A 20,365-nucleotide genomic window follows, 5' to 3' on the forward strand; every position below is an offset into this window, starting at 1 on the left:
AGTGAGGCTTAATGCATGAACAGTCCTGCGGTTGTGTTACGAAGCAAATTTGTCTCACCTGGGTCCAATACCTTTAACGATTACATTAATTATATCGATCGTGAAGATGCCAAACGACATATTCATGTGAACCAGTCATCCAAAGATAAGGATGATTTTTTTGTCTTTCATAACTTCATGGATTATATGGATGATGAAGCAAAACGAGGTGATTTATTCACAAAAGATAACGATCAATTGAATGCGAATGACAAGAAAACGTTGAAGCAACAATTTGAAAAAGCACAACAGAATGAATCACCTATGTGGCAGGATGTGATTAGTTTTGATAATGAATGGTTGGCGAAACAGGGCCTCTATAACCCGACGACACATTCTGTCGATGAGGCAAGTATGCGCAAGGTTGTCCGTGAAACAATGGACACTGTGCTGCGGTCAGAAGGCATGGAAAAATCAGCAGTATGGACAGCATCGTTACATTATAATACCGACAACATCCATGTCCATATTGCTTCAACTGAAACACATCCAACACGTGAAAAAATGGACGTATTCGATAAGGAAAATCAAACATGGCGAGAAGAATACCGTGCCAAACGTAAACCCAAGACACTCGATAAAATGAAATCCAAAGTGGCCAACATGATTCTGGATAGAACGCATGAACGGAATAAAATTGATGACCTTGTCCGTGGTACAATCCATCATAAAAAAGAAAATGGTGTTTCCTTGGCCACTTATCGCAAAACAAAAACATTATTTCAGGAAGCCATGAATCACCTTCCATCGGATAAGAAACAATGGCGATATGGTTATCAATCGATTAATGAAGCAAGGCCATATATAGATGACATAACAACGATTTATCTGCAGCAATTTCATGGCGATGACATGGAACAGCTGCATCAACAATTGGATGATGAAGTGAACGTGATGAAAGAAATGTATGGTGAAGGAAGTGATTATGAAAGGTATAAACAAACAAAACTGGATGACCTCAAGAAGCGTATGGGGAATGCAGTATTGTCTGAGATGCGGAACTATGCGAAAGCGCAAAACGATTTATCATTTCAGCCATTAAATCGATGGCAATCTTTCAATCAGCAGCAGTCATTTACTAATCCAAACCAGACTGTTTATGCATTTAATGCTTCCATTATGAAATTAAGCAGTGCCATGCGCCGTACGTTTCATGATTATCAAAAGGATCGAAACCTGCAGGAATTTGACCGACTAATGGATGGCTACGAATAAATAAAAAGGTGGTGGTATGGTGAACAATCTATTAATCTTATTCAGTGCTATGTTGATTGTTCTGTGTGTTTTTCCAATGATTATCAAATACATTAAGAAGAAAAAACGATATAACCTGATGAAAAAGTCAGGCATAAGAGATATTGACCGTATGAAAGGCTATCAGTTTGAAGCGTACCTGCAAGTATTATTTAGAGAATTAGGATATAGACCGGTTGTGACACAACAATCAGGTGACTATGGGGCAGACGTGGTGCTTGAAGGCAGAAATAAAATTGTGATTCAGGCCAAGCGCTATGGCTATAAACATCAAGTCAGCATGGATGCCGTACGTGAAGTATTGGCAGCCATGTTTTTTTATAAGGCAGATGAAGCGTGGGTGATTACGAACTCTTTTTTCACGAAACATGCTGAAACATTAGCCAAGGCATGCGATGTAAAATTGTTAAACCGATATGAATTAGAAAAGTTCATTGTAAAGATTAATCCAACGAACCAGCCAAAACAATTTACACGGAAAGGAAGCGAATTATATTGACCGTTACAGTATTAGCTGAGAAACCAAGTCAGGCCAAGCACTATGCAGAAGCATTTCAAGATGTCCGTCAAAAAGATGGCTACATGGAGGTGAATGACCATCGATTCTTTCAAGGCAAAACGTACATCACCTGGGGTTTTGGTCATTTGGTAGAACTGGCTCCACCTGAGAATTATAGTGAATCTTGGAAGAAGTGGCATTTAGACAACTTACCAATCTTCCCTGAATCATTTCAATTTCAAATAAGTAAGGATAAAACAAAACAGTTTAATGTTGTGAAGCAATTATTGAAGGAAACAGATGACATTATTGTCGCAACTGACTGTGATCGTGAAGGTGAAAACAGCGCGACACGTTGCTAGTTGAAAAGACTAGACACACTAACAAATTTTAGTGGAGAACTCTTAGTTCGAGAGGTGGAATGATAGGGTAACGCCTTGAAACGCCCCTTTAATACTCCGACATGCGACAAGTAGATATGTGTAATCGAAAGTGGTATGAAGCTCGGTGAAGACGGCAGAAATTTATCGTAGTAGTGGTAACACCAACCGAAAGGGCGGTGGAGGCATCGTCCATAGATTATATGCCGGAAGTCGTAAAAAGCTTGGCATGGTGAGAATGTGCAGAAGCACTGACGAACTGGCGAATGTACTGTCCTAAACGCCTAAGGCATAGAAATGTGTCGGGTAGAGCCTTGAAATAAGAAGGTTATTCTATTGTATCATGCGGTGGAGTAAGAATTGTTTTTATGAAACTCCGTGGAGTGTTATAGGCACTTGAAGTGGTACAGGGCAAAAGTCAGCACCTAAACCATAGCATTGATAGAACTAAGGGAACGTGGGAAGTCAAGAACGTGGAGTTTACACAGACAATGAAGCGTTACTAGGGAACTAAGAATTATTAATAACCTAGTTTAATCTTGATGAAAGCAGTGACATGAGCTTTGAAACTTCTGTAATGGAAGTAGAGCAACAGTCACAAGTCAACATTATAAAGAAAAGAAACCTAAGTCATTACCATAGATTTCCCGTAAGACCAAAAGGTCACAACCAGGAACTTCTAAGGGGGTGACGAACTATGGACAACATTAGACACAAAGATAGAAAACTCAGACATTCGGAATACTACGGTATGCAAGAAGTGTACGATAAACTCTATCAAAGAAGTGTCGAAAACCAAAATTTCAAATCACTCATGAAAATCATTACATCTGATAACAATATTCTTTTGGCATATAGAAATATAAAACGAAATGGCGGAAGTACAACAACAGGTGTAGATGGTAAAACAATTAAAGATATTGAGATACTGGACACTGATGAATTTCTAAACATCGTGAAAAGAAGGTTTGCGTGTTATAAACCAAGAAAGGTTAAACGAGTAGAAATACCGAAACCAAACGGTAAGAAACGCCCACTGGGTATTCCGTCTATATGGGACAGAATAGCACAACAATGTTTCTTACAGGTTTTAGAGCCAATATGTGAAGCAAAATTCAACTCACATAGTCACGGTTTCAGACCAAATAAATCAACGGAACACGCAATAGCCGACTGTGCAAAGAAGATGAATATCATCAAAATGCAATATGTGGTCGATATAGATATCAAAGGATTCTTCGATGAAGTATGGCATTCAAAACTAATTAGGCAGCTCTGGGCTATGGGAATACGAGATAAACAAGTCCTAGTCATTATCAGGAAAATGTTGGAGTCGCCGATACAATTTCCAAATGGAAAAGTATTCACACCGACGAAAGGAACGATGCAAGGCGGTATTTTATCGCCATTACTTGCTAACGTAAATCTCAATGAGTTCGATTGGTGGATAGCGAATCAATGGGAAAATCGAAGAATGTCGGAGATAAAAACCCAATACAATTCCAATGGGACTGAACACATGGGAAATCACCATAGAAAAATGCGCTCACATACTAATCTTAAGGAATGCTATTTCGTAAGATATGGTGATGATTTCAAGGTTTTCTGCCCAGACAGAAAAACAGCAGAAAAACTATATCATGCTTGTAAGCAGTGGTTAGAAGAACGTTTACGTTTGCCAATATCGGAGGAGAAGTCCAAGATCACTTACCTTCGTAAAGAAGAAAGCGAGTTTTTAGGTTTCTCACTAAAGTTAGAAAGAAAAGGCAAAAATCGCTATGTTATGCATTCCCATATATGCACCAAAGCTATTAATCGAATGAAACAGGAACTAAAAGCACAAATAATACAGATTCAGAAAGCTCCTAGACGTGCTGACGGGATTAGAGCAATTGGCAAGTACAATAGTAAAGTTATAGGAATGCACAACTACTATAGGATAGCCACACATGTCAATAAGGATTTCAAGAAAATTCACTACCCAGTGCTTTTAACAATGAATACCCGATTGATAAATTCTGGACTATCTAAAACTGGAAAATATACCGGAAAGGATAAAGGTATAGTCAGATACACAAATTCGAAGAATATGAGATACCTGCTCGGTAGACCCATAATTCCTGTGAGTTACGTACGGCACCGAAAGCCTATGTACCCTAAAACATACATTAATAAATATACCTCACAAGGTAGAAAACTAATTCATGACAATCAAAAGGCTGTGTCCGAAGCTTCACTTCAATGGCTACGAGAACACCCTGTAATAAATGACCGTGCAACGGTCGAATTTAATGATAACAGGATTTCCTTGTATGTCGCGCAATATGGTAGGTGCTCCGTAACAGAAGAGGAATTAGAAATAACTGATATGCACTGTCATCATAAAAAACCGTACCACCTAACACATGATGACAGCTATGACAACTTGACGCTCATAAAACCCGAAGCACATGCGCTTATACATGCAATAAGAACCGATACTATCAATGAATATCTAGCGATATTAAAGCTTAATGAACAGCAGCTTCATAAGCTTAACAAGTTTCCGGTACCAGTGCTCTTAATTTTCTTGTAGGAAATCTAAAAAATATATTAGATGAAAGTGCAAAATGTATGTTTAATCATATTTTAATTGCTTGAAAAACCTGTAGATAAGTATATGTAATATACAGGTAATATACAAAAATGGTTTCATCCCCTTATTTTACAATGACTAACAGTTCTCAAAACGAAACAATACGTTATCAAAGCTCTCTTTCCTTAACAGGGAAGGGGGCTTTTTTTATACTGCATGTCACGTGCAGTAAGCTCTCCACTGATTGGGGGAGGCCATCTTTCTACAGGATTCTGCAAGGACAGCATTTTTGACTCAAAGAACATTAGATTAAGACATTCCATTTTGGCTCGTTTTCGAGTATCATAAAATATAACAGTAATTGACAGGAGGCGTACATAGTGGCAGAGATTAAACGATTATCTTTAGCAGCAGAAGCTGACAATATTTTTGCCCTGTCGCAATTTGCGTTTCAATATGATTTGACAGAAAATGCGTTGAATAAGAAAAAAGAAGAAGCACAACGTCATATTATTTGGGGCTGGATGGAGAATAATCAGCTGGCTGCCAAACTGCACCTGATTCCATTATCGTGTTATATCAACGGAGAAACGGTTGAAATGGGCGGTATCAGTTCTGTGGCAACATGGCCGGAATATCGCAGACAGGGAGCTGTAAGAGGATTACTGCATCATGCCCTGCACCATATGCGAAAGCACGGACAACCCCTATCCTTTCTCCATCCGTTTTCGTTTGCTTTTTACAGGAAATTCGGCTGGGAGCATACATTTTCAGAAAAAACCTACACCATCCCAATTACTGTCTTGAAACGGAATTGGAAAACTATAGGATACGTTAGCCTTATTGAGAATGATATTGCTGCATTGCATACGGTTTATACTGAATACGCCAAGCAATTCAACGGAACGCTTGTCCGTGACGAAAAGTGGTGGAAACAGCGTGTTTTACGCGGAGATTGGCATAAAGCAGTTGCTTATGACGAAGACGGAAAAGCAGAAGGATATATACTTTATAACGTGAAAGAAGGCAGAGTGACGGTTCATGAACTGGCATTTGCCACGCTTAATGCACAAAAATTACTCCTGCAATTCATCGCGAATCATGATTCAATGGCGGAAACGGTCGAAATGACTGTGCCGGAAAATGACGACCTGGCGTTGCTTGTCGATGAACCCCGGTTTGAGCAAAGAGTCAATCCATATTTTATGGCGAGGATTGTCAATGTATTGAATTTCCTAAAGGCGTATCCGTTTAAACAAGGCCCTGGTGAACCGGTAACTTTACATGTAAATGATGCGTTTTTATCGGAAAACGACGGTGTCTATCAGCTGTCACAAACAACGCCTGGCACGAATGTCACTTATATACAGGCGAACATCGAACAAGGAGAAGGTATTCACTGCAGTGTGCAGCAGCTTACTTCCATGCTGATGGGGTATAGGCGTCCGGCAGAGCTGTATGCTGCGGACCTTATCCAGGGAAAGCCGGACCAGGTAGAGCATCTGGAGAATATCATTCCGAATCGACAAACATTCTTCCCGGATTTTTATTAAATTCTTGGGAAATATGACCTATTATCACAAAAAACATTAAAATTAGTGTGATATTTTCATATACTACGTTAAAATAGATAACATACAGCAAACAACCATTATTTACTAAAGGAATGTCATTCATGCTCTATCATGTTAATCTTATAAAATTCTTCTTTCCAATTGATGACCATTTATTCCGGCTGAGAAAGGCAGAAGCTTTGAAAAATTTGTGGAAAATTTGTCTGCTGCTAATCCTATGCATTGCGGGTTTATATGCTTGGATGGCACTCCTCGGTATAGGATCCAGCATCATTTCTGAGGAAGCGACATCTTTGACGACGTTTCAGTATGAAGCTGGAAAAGTTTGGTTCGTCGTGGGACGGATGGCATTTGCTGTCGTTTTTGCCCTATTGATTTTATTTATTCCGTCGTTATTTTTTTATGCCTTCACTGATATCCCTTATAAAAAACTCGTCCTTTTGCAGCAAATCGTACTTTTTGTCATGCTGATTGAACGGGTTTTATGGATACCGCTTGCCGTCTATGGGGGACTTGACTGGTATGTTTCACCTTGGTCATTTGGTATCATCGCCGCATATTTCACGGAGGCCCAGTGGGTAATTTTCTTCTTCGGCGCAATCTCGCTCTTTCAGCTATGGGTCATCTGGTTGCAAGCGAAATTTTTAAGCTATTTATCACCGGTAAAAAAACGTTGGATTTGGTTGGGTGTGATTTTTATACATATTTTATACTGGGCCGGCGCTGCCGCATTGGCCTTTCTGGATAGTCATTTGATAAGCGGGTGGTTTGCATGAGTCGTCGCAGAAAGCTTATTCTGACAGTTGTTGTCTTATTTATTGGCATTAATAGTTTCCTTGTGTATGCTGATGATGAAGACCGGGTCCCGCGGGTGACGTATATTCAGGAATGGACGCAAACATTTGAACAGGATATGTCCGAAACCATCGAAACAACTGGCGTTTTGGCGACTGCTGAAGAGAAGAATGTTTATTTTGATCAGAAAAAGGGGAGTTTTCAGGAATTTCTTGTTGAAGAAGGCACTGAGGTGGAAATCGGTGATGATCTATTCACGTATAAGGCTGACAGTTATTTTGAAACAATGACTGATCTGGAAAGTAAACAGCAAAAGCTGACTGGTGAAATTCAAGCAATTGAATCGGCGATTGCCTCTATTTCAGCTTATCGAATCCCTGAAACTGACATGGAGACCAACTCTGCTAATCGAATGCCTGAGACTAACATGGAGGCCGATTCTGCTAATTTGCCTCCTGAAATTGATTTGGAGAACGAGGCAGATAGTGTAGAAGGCACAATGGGGATGACTAGCAGATCGGTCGATGCTAATTACATGAAAGAGCAATATCTGGCTGAAAAGGAAAAAGAACTTGCGCAAAAGGAAGCAGAACTTCAGAGTGTACAGGCACAGATATCTGAACTGGAATCAAACGGTGAAACCATAACTGTAGAAAGTCCTTATCAAGGAAAAGTGACCACTGTCTCTGATTCACTCGATAACCCGGTGGTGACCATTTGGGATAATCAGCTGCAGGCAGAAGGTGAATTAACAGAAGCGGAGCGGATGAAAGTTGAGCAGGAAATGCCTGTTGAGGTGGACATCAGGGGAAATGATACTGTTTTAAATGGAACCCTGAGCACCGTAAGCGCTTCACCTGAAAGTGTTGATGTTCATGGGTCAAGTCTGTATCCGTTTGAAGTAAGCTTTGAAGACGAACAGCCGTCACAATCAGAAGAGGCGCCACAAGCAGAAGCATCTGACGTACAGATTAAATTACCACCTTCCGAAGAAACGGTAGAAAACGGACAACCGGATGGCTCACGTGACACAAAGGATACGGCCTCATCCCAGGAAACAGAAGATCCCGGCCAGCCATCGGAGTCACCTGACACAGAGGAGGCGGAGCGGCCATCATCAGACACTCAAGCTGCTGAACAAGGGGAAGCGGACCAGTCAGACATGGAGGACTTATTGCCCGGCTATCATGCAGGTTTGACGATAACTACCAATGAATCCCAAGGTGCAGCGGCGGTGATGAAGAGCCAGCTGTTTAATAAGCATTTATGGAAAATGACAAGTGAAGGCCTGCTGGTTAAACGGCCTGTAAAGACAGGCATTCATATGGATAATATGATTGAGATTACTGAAGGAGCGTCTTCTGGCGAATGGATCGCTGAGTCAGACAACGATCAATTTCACGACGGTGCAGTGTTTATGACACCATTGAAGATCGAGGACATAGAATGGCAAGATTTGAGGAAATATGATAATGTGAATTGGAAACGATATATGATTATAGGGTTATTGTCGAGATAAACAGGGAAAACAAAAACCGCAGTTGCGGAAACAGTTATCATTATTAAACAATTTTTTCCGAAAGGGCGCTTGCCGGAATTTCCACAGTAAAGGAGGGGCATATCTTATGGACTTAGTCTACATAGGTTTATTAATCATTGCTTTGGCGTTTGCGCTTGTAGTCACCTATGCTTCTCTCGCATTGAAGCGTGCAGCAGACACCATGGAAAGTCTCAGTGAAACGTTAAACGAGGTAGAACAAAAATTGCATGACATTACACCGGAATTGCGTAAAACGGTGGAAGAGACTGGCAAAACAGTAGATGACCTCCGTGGTAAGATCAATGCGGTGGACGATTTATTTGCGGGGCTTGAAAATATGGGTATTTCCATTAATGAAGGAAGCCGATTTGTAAATAAGCAAGCAAAGAATGCGTCGTCATATACAACCTCTAAGAATCGAAACAGGGTAACTGAGTCAATTAAATGGGCTGATGTCGTATACAAGCTGTATAAAAAAGTGAAGTGAACATGTCTCACTGCAACTGCCAACAAATCGAAAATCAAGAAATGAGGGATATTTATGAGTTTGACCGGAATTGGTGTCGTACTGATAGGAATAGCTTTTCTGGTAATCGCTGTATATGCGGCTTGGACATTGAATAATCTGGCCAATGTACTTCGTGGAATTGAAAAAACAGTTGAACAGATGCCGCAGCAGCTGGATGATATTTTCAGGGAAACAGGCCAAATGCTAAACCATACAAATGTGACGATTTCAGAAGTGAATGATAAGCTGCATACGTTAAGCCCTTTGTTTTACATGGTTAATGATGTCGGTGAAATGTCCAGAAAATTAACCACCCCGCTGGCCAGGTTCAGCATGAATAAGCGTCAAAAAACAGACAGCAAATCAGAAACGAATGAAAAATAAGAGGCTGAGACAAAATTATTAAAGGCAAAGAAAAATCCGAACGATGATTCAAAATTCCTCAAATAGATTTAGAATCAGTTCGGATTTTCTTTTTATTGTAAATGGATATCCGCGTCAACCATCCGAAGCGGTGGTTAATATCCACCCCAACATTACACCAAAATTTTCTGGTAACTATTCGTCTTCGTCTTGAGTGTTGAACGTTTAGTTGTGTTTTAGCTACTTATTTGCTTGCGTTTTTCGTTGGTAAATACCGTAACCTAAAGCCATTACGCCATAAATTCCTTCAAGATGGTAGCGTTCCATCATTGTGTTCTCCGTTTTGCGCTGCATTTCGTCGTTAATTTTTGTCATAATACTGAACAGATGTTGCAGGGATTTGCCAATGTTTCCGATGACCTGGAAAATCGGGACAAGCTTGCCAAGCTGTTCATTCAGCTGTTTTATCGTGTCGTTCGCTGAGCTTAAGGTGGTTTTTAAATTTGTAATGATATCAGCTACCTGGCCCGGGAGCTTGTTCGTTGTTTTTTGAACACCTGCAAGCACTTCGGCCAAATTTTTGAGCGGTTTGATCAGCACGAAAACAAGCCCGAGCATTGCGAGACCAATGATGATAACGCCTAGTCCAACCCAATCCATAATAATTCTCCTTCCGATTTATTGACGTCGTTTGCCCTTTATTCCTTCTTTTACCCCACATATAACTGGCAGTAACCTGCCAAAATACGGCAGCTGACTGCCAGTAAATGCCCACTAATAATCAGCGGCTTAAAACAATCCTGCTGATTGAAGTTTCACTTTATCTTATCATAAACGATAAACTCGTCCCATACAATAGGAAAAGCATAGTGATAAGGGGCGAAGGGTATGGAACGGTTTAAAAAGGTATTCATGTGGGGAGCGGGGTTTATTGTTCTGGCGCTGCTTATTCAATTTCCGATTCAACAGGTGGACTCGACATGGCAAACATGGTCCCTGCCGCTGTCAGGTAAGACGATTGTTATTGACCCTGGGCATGGCGGTGTTGACGGGGGAGCGGTTGGTAAAGATGAGACGGTGGAGAAGGATATTGTACTGGAGGTTGCCAAAAAAGCACGTGATTTTCTGCAGCAATCCGGTGCTCTTGTATATCTCACCAGAGAAGAAGATAAGGACCTTGCCTCAGAGGACACCAATGGATTGTCACGGCGAAAAGCGGAAGATATCCGTGAGCGGCTGGAATTCATTCATGAAAAAGAGGCGGATTTTTTTATTACGCTTCATTTAAATGCATTGTCATCTGAAAAATGGCATGGGGCACAGACCTTTTACCATCCTAAAGAAGAAAAAAGCAAACACCTGGCCGAGATGATTCAGACTGAGATTATCCGTAATCTGGAGAATACAACACGCAAGCCGCTGGCGCTCAATAATGTTTATTTGCTGAAGCATGCTGAAGTGCCTGGTGCCCTTGTTGAAATGGGTTTTTTATCAAATGAACATGAACGCGACCACCTGAAACAGGATTCATATCAGCGGAAAATGGCCGGAAGCATTTATGAAGGAATACTCCGATATAGTACCGAGGAGCCTGAAGAGGAATAACGCTATCCCTGAAATCAATGATTCATATTACTTAGAAATTAAGTGATTTGTGTTATACTAGCGTTGTATGCAAATTACTGCAAACTTCGTTGTATATATATGCTAGGAAAAGGATGGTGACCAACCGTGTTGTCAAAAGAGGAAATAACAGAACTCCTGAACCCCGTTCAAGATCCGTTTTTACATAAAACATTGGAAGAAACTGATGGGATTAAAGGGATTAATATTAAAGAAGAGAAAAATCATGTCAGTGTAAAAATTGGCATTGCGAAAACAAATACTGCAGAACAAATGAATATGCAGCAGGAGATTGTCGGAATTTTAAAGAAAAATGGTGCATCAACCGTCGGGCTCCGTTTTGAACAATTGCCTGATGAAGTCATTCAGAGATACCAGCCAGCTGCTGAAGCGGAAGAGGAAAAATCACTGCTGGGTGTCAGCAAGCAGCCTAGCTTCATTGCTGTTTCAAGCGGCAAAGGCGGCGTCGGAAAATCAACAGTAACCGTCAACCTGGCAGTATCATTGATGCGGCTGGGCAAAAAAGTCGGTATCATTGATGCGGACATTTATGGGTTCAGTGTACCGGATATGATGGGGATTGAGAACAGACCGCAAGTTCGCGGCGAAAAGATTATTCCGGTCGAGCGTTTCGGTGTACAAGTTATCTCTATGGGCTTCTTTGTGGAAGATAATTCCCCGATTATCTGGCGGGGTCCAATGCTCGGAAAAATGCTGAACAGTTTTTTCAAAGAGGTTGAGTGGGGCGATTTGGACTACCTCCTGCTTGACCTTCCTCCGGGAACAGGGGATATTGCCATGGACGTCCATGAATTGATTCCGTCGGCCAAAGAGGTGATTGTGACGACACCACACCCTTCAGCTGCATTTGTTGCGGCCCGTGCTGGTCAGATGGCCATTAAAACGGAGCATGAAATTCTTGGTGTGATTGAAAATATGGCTTATTTTAAAAGCAAAAAGACTGGTGAAAAAGAGTACGTCTTCGGTAAAGGTGGCGGACAGAAACTTGCTGATGTCCTGCAAACAAAAGTGATGGGACAGCTGCCACTGCAGCAGCCTTATGAAGAAGAGGATGAATTTGCGCCGTCCGTTTACCAGGAAGATCATCCGCTAGGTAAGGAATACCATAAAATCGCGTCAAAAATCGTTGCTAAAGTAGAGGAATAATAGAAGTAGCGGCATGCATATTTTTGAGTTAAAAAGAGGTGGCATTGAAGTGCTGATCCCAATAACAGTTGAGGTTCACTCCAATTTGTCACCTCTTTTTATGGTTAGTGATTAAACTGTGCGGGTTCACTGGTTATGCTAATGAGGCGTTACGGTCCGCCGCCGGATCCACCGCCCCCACCGGAGCCGCCTCCTCCGCCGGAACCGCCAGAACCACCACTGCCGGATCCGCCTTGCTTTTGTGAACCCTGTCCTTGTTGTTTGCCTTGTTCTTCAGCCGCTTTTAACAATATTTGACTTATTTTTTCCTGGAACAGCGGTGTTTCAAGTGTTTGTTGAATTTGGTCCTCCAAGTGCTTGCTGAATTCCTGGCTTTTCAAAACACTGGTCATCTGTTCGGTCATTTGAGGATCCTTCAACAGATCAAGCATTTGCTGCTGGTATTCGGAGTCTTTCATCAGATCCTTCATCAGCTTTTTTTGTTGGTCAGCCATGGACTGGGCAAATGTTTTAACAAACGCCGGATCTTCAAATAATTTCTTCCACATGTCAGTCGCTTTATCCGAAGAAAGCACTTCCTTCACCGATTTTTTAACAGCTTCAGAATCCATGATTAGCTGCTGTTTCATTTGTTTGTCGGTCATAATTTCCTGAAGGGCTTTTTTTCCGTCCTCTGTTTGTAATATGTCAACGACCATTTTTTTCGTTGTGTCATAATTGGCTTCTTCACCGGAAGCCCCTTGGCCTGCGCAACCGGAGATGAATGCAGCGGAAAGTAGGAAAAGGGAAATTAAAATGAATCGAAGCATGTGCAAATCCTCCTTCCTGTCACGGTTAATATGTGTCAAAACGCGAAAAAATATGTATATATAGAGGTAAAAAGGACGCGTTCATGCTAAAATATACGATGGGTGCGAACATATTTTTAGGAGGAAATGTCTTTGAATAGCCGAAAGTGGACAGGATTGTTTTTAAAAACGTTAATAATTGGCGGCGTGGCAGGTTTATTCACCAGTTTTTTTGTCAAACCGGCATATTATACAACTAATTTTAACCCATTCAATGCGTTTGAATTACTCGGCGTCGTTCTCTTTTTTCTTGGGCTGGGCTTCGTATTCAGTGTGGTCAGTCAAACCGGATTTTTTGCTTATTTATTTATAAACCGGTTCGGGCTCAGTCTGTTTCGGACGTTTTGGCCGACCGTACAAGTGCTGCTGATTGCATTTGTTTTATTTGATCTGATTTACTTTCCATATAATGCTTTGGATGGTGAGACTTCGATATTTTGGTTTATTTTGATAGCTGCTGCCATTCTCGGGTACGGCTGGATTATATCGGAAATCAAAGCGCGTGAGACGAACCGGAGAGCATTTATTCCGGCTCTGTTTCTGATGGTTGTCATTACGGCAGTCGAATGGGTGCCGGGACTACGTACAAGCGGCACGGATTATGCATGGCTTATGATTATACCGCTGCTCGCATGTAATACGTACCAGCTGCTTATGCTGCACCGTTTAACGGGAAGTGATAAATCGGGCAGTAAAACAGAAGCAAGCCCGTCCGCCAAAACAAACACCAATAAGGCATAAAAAAGCCCCAATTGTGCTCTGAACATCGGGGCTTTTTGCGTGCATTGGAAAAGCTCAGGAGCTTCCGGTCTTTGGGCCTTACTCTGCAAGTTTCGATTTGGCATGTGCCTGGTTGATCAGCTCTGAAATTGTGACGTACTGGAACCCTTTATTCTTCAGTCCGGGCAATATCGTCTCCAATGCTTCAGCTGTTTGTTTAACAGAGTCTGATGCATGCATCAAAATGATGTCCCCGTTTGTTGTCTCCTCCATAACTGCATTCGTAATTTTTTGGGTGCCCGGGTTTTGCCAATCATTTGGATTAACATTCCAATGCGTGACCGTAAAACCCTGATCCTCAGCCAATTCAATAATTTCCTTGTTAAATTGCCCACTTGGCGGACGCAAGAGATCCATATCCTCATAGCCCAGTTTGCCAAATACCTCCTTTGCTTCCAGTAGGTCATCCCGTACCTGGTCCAACTCCTGATCGAGGTAACTTTTATAGCGATAGCCGAGCATGCCAAGTTCATGCTCTTGCTCTGTTATTTTTTCCAGAATCTCAGGATGGCGTTCAGCCCACTCGCCGCTCACAAAAAAAGTGGCTTGTACCTGGTGCTGCTCCAGTTTTTCCAAAATATCATGAACCTTTTCTTCCCCCCAGCTGATATTAAACGTTAATGCAATGTCTGATTCATTTGCATTGCCTTTTGTCAGGGCTGAGGGTTCGCTTCCGGATAAAACGGAAAATGTCCCATCACGTTCAAACCAAAGAAACAAAGCAGCAAATAATGCCAAAAATATGACAATTGTATAGCGTTTCCATTTTTTAAACGTCATCACGTAAAAATGATCCATAATATCATTCCTCTCAAGCAATCCTTAATCTATTCTATGAATGAAAATGTTAAATATGAACAAGCTATTATACAGAGGTAAAGTAAAATTTCATTCAAGGGTGTTTTAGCCTGTTGAGTGTTACTTACTCGAATAGAATCGGCATATAGGGACAGTTAGCCACCGTTATATGGCGGCTTACTGACCATTACACGCGAGATAATACATAAACATTGGAAAATACCCGTTCCATAATATGAAAGTAGCTATTATTTCTGAACTAGAAGGTCAGGTGGTACTATGCTTGGATTTTTAATTAATAATGAAGAACAAAGAGAAATGGAATATTTAATAAAACGGGAGTTAGAAGAGCTATTAATGGATATGGAAGATCACCGCATCGACCAAATGGTCAAAAGTTCAATGAAAGATCGGTATCAAACCGTTTTTAATTTATACCGTCGAATCGCAAGTAAAGAGAACTGTATGAAGTACATGCCTAAGCGCACCGGAAATCAATAATGCCGGGTGGTAAAAACCAGCATGTGGCGGGTCACCTATGTCTGATTCACCTGGATATAATGCCAGTTGAAGACTAATTTTATAATTTCATTTGAAATTTTTTTGTTTTCCTATTGAACGAAGTAAATAATTGTGCTATATTATTTTTTGTTGTCAGCAAAACAAAACACTTTTCAGCAACAAATTCATGCTGAAAAAATGCTTTAAAAGTTATTGACATTTTGTTGAAACCATGATAAATTATAATTCGTCGCTAAAAACGACGAGGGAAATTGATCTTTGAAAACTGAACAAAACAACCAGTATGATAAAGATGTCAGAGGTAAGAGGTCGGAAGCCGGAACTTGGTTTTGGCAGAAGACCAATGAAACCCTGTATCAATTTTTGAAGCAAAGCCATGAAAGAGATTGATCGGTGTCAATCTCTTAACAAACTTTATTGGAGAGTTTGATCTTGGCTCAGGACGAACGCTGGCGGCGTGCCTAATACATGCAAGTCGAGCGCGGGAAGCAGGTAATCGCCCTTCGGGGCGAGCGCCTGTGGAACGAGCGGCGGACGGGTGAGTAACACGTGGGCAACCTGCCTGTAAGACTGGGATAACTCCGGGAAACCGGGGCTAATACCGGATAATACACAGCATCGCATGGTGCCGTGTTGAAAGGCGGCTTTTAGCTGTCACTTACAGATGGGCCCGCGGCGCATTAGTTAGTTGGTAAGGTCAAAGCTTACCAAGGCGACGATGCGTAGCCGACCTGAGAGGGTGATCGGCCACACTGGGACTGAGACACGGCCCAGACTCCTACGGGAGGCAGCAGTAGGGAATCATCCGCAATGGACGAAAGTCTGACGGTGCAACGCCGCGTGAGTGATGAAGGTTTTCGGATCGTAAAGCTCTGTTGTCAGGGAAGAACACGTGCTGCTCGAAGAGGGCAGCGCCTTGACGGTACCTGACCAGAAAGCCCCGGCTAACTACGTGCCAGCAGCCGCGGTAATACGTAGGGGGCAAGCGTTGTCCGGAATTATTGGGCGTAAAGCGCACGCAGGCGGTCTTTTAAGTCTGATGTGAAATCCCGCGGCTCAACCGCGGGCGGTCATTGGAAACTGGAGGACTTGAGTGCAGAAGAGGAGAGTGGAATTCCACGTGTAGCGGTGAAATGCGTAGAGATGTGGAGGAACACCAGTGGCGAAGGCGACTCTCTGGTCTGTAACTGACGCTGAGGTGCGAAAGCATGGGTAGCGAACAGGATTAGATACCCTGGTAGTCCATGCCGTAAACGTTGAGTGCTAGGTGTTAGGGGGTTTCCACCCCTTTGTGCTGAAGTTAACGCATTAAGCACTCCGCCTGGGGATTACGGCCGCAAGGCTGAAACTCAAAAGAATTGACGGGGGCCCGCACAAGCGGTGGAGCATGTGGTTTAATTCGAAGCAACGCGAAGAACCTTACCAGGTCTTGACATCCTCTGATGGCGGTAGAGATACCGTGTTCCCTTCGGGGACAGAGTGACAGGTGGTGCATGGTTGTCGTCAGCTCGTGTCGTGAGATGTTGGGTTAAGTCCCGTAACGAGCGCAACCCTTGATCTTAGTTGCCAGCATTCAGTTGGGCACTCTAAGGTGACTGCCGGTGACAAACCGGAGGAAGGCGGGGATGACGTCAAATCATCATGCCCCTTATGACCTGGGCTACACACGTGCTACAATGGATGGAACAAAGGGCAGCGAAGCCGTGAGGTGAAGCAAATCCCATAAAACCATTCCCAGTTCGGATTGCAGGCTGCAACTCGCCTGTATGAAGCCGGAATCGCTAGTAATCGCGGATCAGAATGCCGCGGTGAATACGTTCCCGGGCCTTGTACACACCGCCCGTCACACCACGAGAGTTGGCAACACCCGAAGTCGGTGAGGTAACCTTAGGGAGCCAGCCGCCGAAGGTGGGGCCAATGATTGGGGTGAAGTCGTAACAAGGTAGCCGTATCGGAAGGTGCGGCTGGATCACCTCCTTTCTAAGGATTATGAGAAAGCGTAGGTGCCTGTTTATCAATTTGATAGGCGCCGGAGCTGGATTATACGGAACATACTGGGTTGTTTGGTTCAGTTTTGAGGGAGCAAATCTCTCAGTTGTACCTTGAAAACTAAATAAGAGCAAAGACATTCAATGCGATAAGCGAGATGCGTTCATCAGATGGACGCATGAATTAGTTAAGTGAAGAAGGGCGCACGGTGAATGCCTTGGCACCAGGAGCCGAAGAAGGACGGGACTAACACCGATATGCCCCGGGGAGTCGTAAGTAGACTGAGATCCGGGGATTTCCGAATGGGGCAACCCGCTGTCCGTAATGGGGCAGCGCCTGTGTCTGAATCAATAGGGCACAAGCGGCAGACCCGGGGAACTGAAACATCTCAGTACCCGGTGGAAAAGAAAGCAAATGCGATTTCCCGAGTAGCGGCGAGCGAAACGGAAGCAGCCCAAACCGGAAAGCTGAGCTTTCCGGGGTTGGAGGACACTCCATTGGAGTTATCAAGAAACGTCTTAGACGAATCGATCTGGAATGATCAGCCACAGAAGGTAAGAGCCCTGTAGTCGAAAAGAGGTTTCCTCCGGAGTGGATCCTGAGTACGGCGGAACACGAGGAATTCCGTCGGAATCCGGGAGGACCATCTCCCAAGGCTAAATACTCCCTGGTGACCGATAGTGAACCAGTACCGTGAGGGAAAGGTGAAAAGCACCCCGGAAGGGGAGTGAAAGAGAACCTGAAACCGTGTGCCTACAAGTAGTCGGAGCCCGTTAATGGGTGACGGCGTACCTTTTGTAGAATGGACCGGCGAGTTGCGATCATATGCAAGGTTAAGTGGCAGACACGGAGCCGCAGCGAAAGCGAGTCTGAAGAGGGCGTTAAGAGTATATGGTCGCAGACCCGAAACCGTGTGATCTACCCATGTCCAGGGTGAAGGTCAGGTAACACTGACTGGAGGCCCGAACCCACGTATGCTGAAAAATGCGGGGATGAGGTGTGGGTAGGGGTGAAATGCCAATCGAACACGGAGATAGCTGGTTCTCTCCGAAATAGCTTTAGGGCTAGCCTCAAGGTATGCGTGCTGGAGGTAGAGCACTGATTGGACTAGGGGCCCTCACCGGGTTACCGAATTCAGTCAAACTCCGAATGCCAGAGATGCAAGCCTTGGGAGTCAGACTATGGGTGATAAGGTTCATAGTCGAAAGGGAAACAGCCCAGACCGCCAGCTAAGGTCCCTAAGTATACGTTAAGTGGAAAAGGATGTGGAGTTGCCCAGACAACCAGTATGTTGGCTTAGAAGCAGCCATCATTTAAAGAGTGCGTAATAGCTCACTGGTCGAGTGACTCTGCGCCGAAAATGTACCGGGGCTAAACGTATCACCGAAGCTGCGGATTGTTCTGACGAACAATGGTAGGAGAGCGTTCCAAATGCAGCGAAGTCAGACCGTGAGGACTGGTGGAGCGTTTGGAAGTGAGAATGCCGGTATAAGTAGCGAGAAAAGAGTGAGAATCTCTTTCACCGAAAGCCTAAGGTTTCCTGAGGAAGGCTCGTCCGCTCAGGGTTAGTCGGGACCTAAGCCGAGGCCGAAAGGCGTAGGCGATGGCCAACAGGCAGATATTCCTGTACCACCTCGTGAGCGTTTGAACGATGGGGGGACGCAGCAGGATAAGGAAAGCGCACTGTCGGATAGGTGCGCCCAAGCAGTGAGGAAGTCGGACAGGCAAATCCGTCCGATGATTTCTGAGCTGTGACGGGGAGGGAAAATGAGTACCGAAGTTCCTGATTCCACACTGCCAAGAAAAGCCTCTAGTGAGTTCACAGGTGCCCGTACCGCAAACCGACACAGGCAGGCAAGGAGAGAATCCTAAGGTGATCGGGAGAACTCTCGTTAAGGAACTCGGCAAAATGACCCCGTAACCTCGGGAGAAGGGGTGCTCAGACCGAGTCTGAGCCGCAGTGAATAGGCCCAAGCGACTGTTTAGCAAAAACACAGGTCTCTGCGAAGCCGAAAGGCGAAGTATAGGGGCTGACACCTGCCCGGTGCTGGAAGGTTAAGGGGAAGCGTTAGCGCCTTCGGGCGCGAAGCGGCGAACCGAAGCCCCAGTAAACGGCGGCCGTAACTATAACGGTCCTAAGGTAGCGAAATTCCTTGTCGGGTAAGTTCCGACCCGCACGAAAGGTGCAACGACTTGGGCACTGTCTCAACGAGAGACCCGGTGAAATTATACTATGCGTGAAGATGCGCATTACCCGCGACAGGACGGAAAGACCCCGTGGAGCTTTACTGTAGCCTGATATTGAATGTTGGTACAGCTTGTACAGGATAGGTGGGAGCCGTGGAAACGTGAGCGCCAGCTTACGTGGAGGCATCCGTGGGATACCACCCTGGCTGTACGGACATTCTAACCCAGGACCGTTAGCCGGTCCGGAGACAGTGTCAGGTGGGCAGTTTGACTGGGGCGGTCGCCTCCCAAAAGGTAACGGAGGCGCCCAAAGGTTCCCTCAGAATGGTTGGAAATCATTCGCAGAGTGCAAAGGCAGAAGGGAGCTTGACTGCGAGACTCACAAGTCGAGCAGGGACGAAAGTCGGGCTTAGTGATCCGGTGGTTCCGCATGGAAGGGCCATCGCTCAACGGATAAAAGCTACCCCGGGGATAACAGGCTTATCTCCCCCAAGAGTTCACATCGACGGGGAGGTTTGGCACCTCGATGTCGGCTCATCGCATCCTGGGGCTGTAGTCGGTCCCAAGGGTTGGGCTGTTCGCCCATTAAAGCGGTACGCGAGCTGGGTTCAGAACGTCGTGAGACAGTTCGGTCCCTATCCGTCGTGGGCATTGGAAGTCTGAGAGGAGCTGTCCTTAGTACGAGAGGACCGGGATGGACACACCGCTGGTGTACCAGTTGTTCCGCCAGGAGCACAGCTGGGTAGCTACGTGTGGTCAGGATAAGTGCTGAAAGCATCTAAGCATGAAGCCCCCCTCAAGATGAAACTTCCCATCACGTCAAGTGAGTAAGATCCCTCAGAGACGATGAGGTAGATAGGTCTGAGGTGGAAGCGTGGTGACACGTGGAGCTGACGGATACTAATCGATCGAGGACTTAACTAA

At 44.1% G+C, this 20,365-nt stretch carries 17 protein-coding genes and 2 rRNA genes; 16 read left to right on the forward strand and 3 right to left on the reverse strand.

What is annotated here, in order from left to right:
• Window positions 1–15: 15 nt before the first annotated feature.
• The 9 genes from mobP2 (at window position 16) to ON01_RS00675 (ending at window position 9,548) form a co-directional block, all read left to right on the forward strand.
• Window positions 16–1,254 (forward strand): MobP2 family relaxase, encoded by a 1,239-nt coding sequence (gene mobP2, locus ON01_RS00635; protein WP_010529081.1) that lies wholly within the window; start codon window positions 16–18, stop codon window positions 1,252–1,254.
• Between the two features lie 19 nt (window positions 1,255–1,273).
• Window positions 1,274–1,792 carry a restriction endonuclease gene (locus ON01_RS00640; protein ID WP_010529082.1) on the forward strand — a complete coding sequence of 173 codons (519 nt, stop codon included), beginning with the start codon at window positions 1,274–1,276 and terminating at the stop codon, window positions 1,790–1,792.
• Window positions 1,789–2,154 (forward strand): toprim domain-containing protein, encoded by a 366-nt coding sequence (locus tag ON01_RS00645; protein WP_010529083.1) that lies wholly within the window; start codon window positions 1,789–1,791, stop codon window positions 2,152–2,154. Before ON01_RS00640 ends, ON01_RS00645 begins: the two co-directional genes overlap by 4 nt.
• A 715-nt stretch (window positions 2,155–2,869) precedes the next feature.
• Window positions 2,870–4,747 (forward strand): group II intron reverse transcriptase/maturase, encoded by a 1,878-nt coding sequence (ltrA, locus tag ON01_RS00650; RefSeq protein ID WP_010529084.1) that lies wholly within the window; start codon window positions 2,870–2,872, stop codon window positions 4,745–4,747.
• 380 nt (window positions 4,748–5,127) lie between these two features.
• Window positions 5,128–6,300 (forward strand): GNAT family N-acetyltransferase, encoded by a 1,173-nt coding sequence (locus ON01_RS00655; RefSeq protein ID WP_010529085.1) that lies wholly within the window; start codon window positions 5,128–5,130, stop codon window positions 6,298–6,300.
• Between the two features lie 122 nt (window positions 6,301–6,422).
• Window positions 6,423–7,097 (forward strand): hypothetical protein, encoded by a 675-nt coding sequence (locus tag ON01_RS00660; RefSeq protein ID WP_010529086.1) that lies wholly within the window; start codon window positions 6,423–6,425, stop codon window positions 7,095–7,097.
• Window positions 7,094–8,635: an efflux RND transporter periplasmic adaptor subunit gene (locus ON01_RS00665; RefSeq protein WP_010529087.1), complete on the forward strand. Its 1,542-nt coding sequence runs from the start codon at window positions 7,094–7,096 to the stop codon at window positions 8,633–8,635. The genes ON01_RS00660 and ON01_RS00665 overlap by 4 nt, the downstream gene beginning before the upstream one ends.
• Window positions 8,636–8,741: 106 nt before the next feature.
• The gene (locus tag ON01_RS00670) at window positions 8,742–9,143 is read left to right on the forward strand and encodes a DUF948 domain-containing protein (RefSeq protein WP_010529088.1); all 402 of its coding nucleotides are present in this window, start codon (window positions 8,742–8,744) and stop codon (window positions 9,141–9,143) included.
• Between the two features lie 54 nt (window positions 9,144–9,197).
• Window positions 9,198–9,548 carry a DUF948 domain-containing protein gene (locus ON01_RS00675; RefSeq protein WP_010529089.1) on the forward strand — a complete coding sequence of 117 codons (351 nt, stop codon included), beginning with the start codon at window positions 9,198–9,200 and terminating at the stop codon, window positions 9,546–9,548.
• Window positions 9,549–9,767: 219 nt separating this feature from the next.
• Here ON01_RS00675 and ON01_RS00680 read toward each other — a convergent pair whose 3' ends face one another.
• Window positions 9,768–10,187 (reverse strand): DUF948 domain-containing protein, encoded by a 420-nt coding sequence (locus ON01_RS00680; protein WP_010529090.1) that lies wholly within the window; start codon window positions 10,185–10,187, stop codon window positions 9,768–9,770.
• A gap of 228 nt (window positions 10,188–10,415) precedes the next feature.
• On the opposite strand from ON01_RS00680, the gene cwlD reads away from it, so the two are divergent.
• Both cwlD and ON01_RS00690 read left to right on the forward strand, forming a co-directional pair.
• Window positions 10,416–11,132: an N-acetylmuramoyl-L-alanine amidase CwlD gene (gene cwlD, locus ON01_RS00685; protein WP_010529091.1), complete on the forward strand. Its 717-nt coding sequence runs from the start codon at window positions 10,416–10,418 to the stop codon at window positions 11,130–11,132.
• A 126-nt stretch (window positions 11,133–11,258) separates the two neighbouring features.
• The gene (locus ON01_RS00690; protein WP_010529092.1) at window positions 11,259–12,317 is read left to right on the forward strand and encodes an Mrp/NBP35 family ATP-binding protein; all 1,059 of its coding nucleotides are present in this window, start codon (window positions 11,259–11,261) and stop codon (window positions 12,315–12,317) included.
• A gap of 149 nt (window positions 12,318–12,466) precedes the next feature.
• Here ON01_RS00690 and gerD read toward each other — a convergent pair whose 3' ends face one another.
• Window positions 12,467–13,126 (reverse strand): spore germination lipoprotein GerD, encoded by a 660-nt coding sequence (gene gerD / locus ON01_RS19360; RefSeq protein ID WP_010529093.1) that lies wholly within the window; start codon window positions 13,124–13,126, stop codon window positions 12,467–12,469.
• Window positions 13,127–13,258: 132 nt separating this feature from the next.
• On the opposite strand from gerD, the gene ON01_RS00700 reads away from it, so the two are divergent.
• Window positions 13,259–13,906 carry a KinB-signaling pathway activation protein gene (locus tag ON01_RS00700; protein WP_010529094.1) on the forward strand — a complete coding sequence of 216 codons (648 nt, stop codon included), beginning with the start codon at window positions 13,259–13,261 and terminating at the stop codon, window positions 13,904–13,906.
• A gap of 78 nt (window positions 13,907–13,984) precedes the next feature.
• Here ON01_RS00700 and pdaB read toward each other — a convergent pair whose 3' ends face one another.
• Window positions 13,985–14,743, reverse strand: a complete 759-nt coding sequence (gene pdaB, locus ON01_RS00705; protein WP_010529095.1) for a polysaccharide deacetylase family sporulation protein PdaB — start codon at window positions 14,741–14,743, stop codon at window positions 13,985–13,987.
• Between the two features lie 279 nt (window positions 14,744–15,022).
• Between pdaB and ON01_RS00710 the strand changes: the two genes are divergently transcribed.
• The 4 genes from ON01_RS00710 to ON01_RS00720 all read left to right on the forward strand — a co-directional run bounded on the left by ON01_RS00710 (window position 15,023) and on the right by ON01_RS00720 (window position 20,365).
• The gene (locus ON01_RS00710) at window positions 15,023–15,244 is read left to right on the forward strand and encodes a hypothetical protein (RefSeq protein WP_010529096.1); all 222 of its coding nucleotides are present in this window, start codon (window positions 15,023–15,025) and stop codon (window positions 15,242–15,244) included.
• A 279-nt stretch (window positions 15,245–15,523) separates the two neighbouring features.
• Complete coding sequence (locus ON01_RS20015) at window positions 15,524–15,655, forward strand: hypothetical protein (protein WP_280990975.1); 132 nt, start codon at window positions 15,524–15,526, stop codon at window positions 15,653–15,655.
• 24 nt (window positions 15,656–15,679) lie between these two features.
• Window positions 15,680–17,245, forward strand: a 16S ribosomal RNA gene (locus ON01_RS00715).
• 194 nt (window positions 17,246–17,439) lie between these two features.
• Window positions 17,440–20,365 (forward strand): 23S ribosomal RNA (locus tag ON01_RS00720).
• The 16S and 23S rRNA genes sit together here, the layout of an rRNA operon.

It is taken from the genome of Lentibacillus jeotgali, assembly GCF_000224785.1.
In the GTDB taxonomy this organism is placed as follows: domain Bacteria; phylum Bacillota; class Bacilli; order Bacillales; family Amphibacillaceae; genus Lentibacillus; species Lentibacillus jeotgali.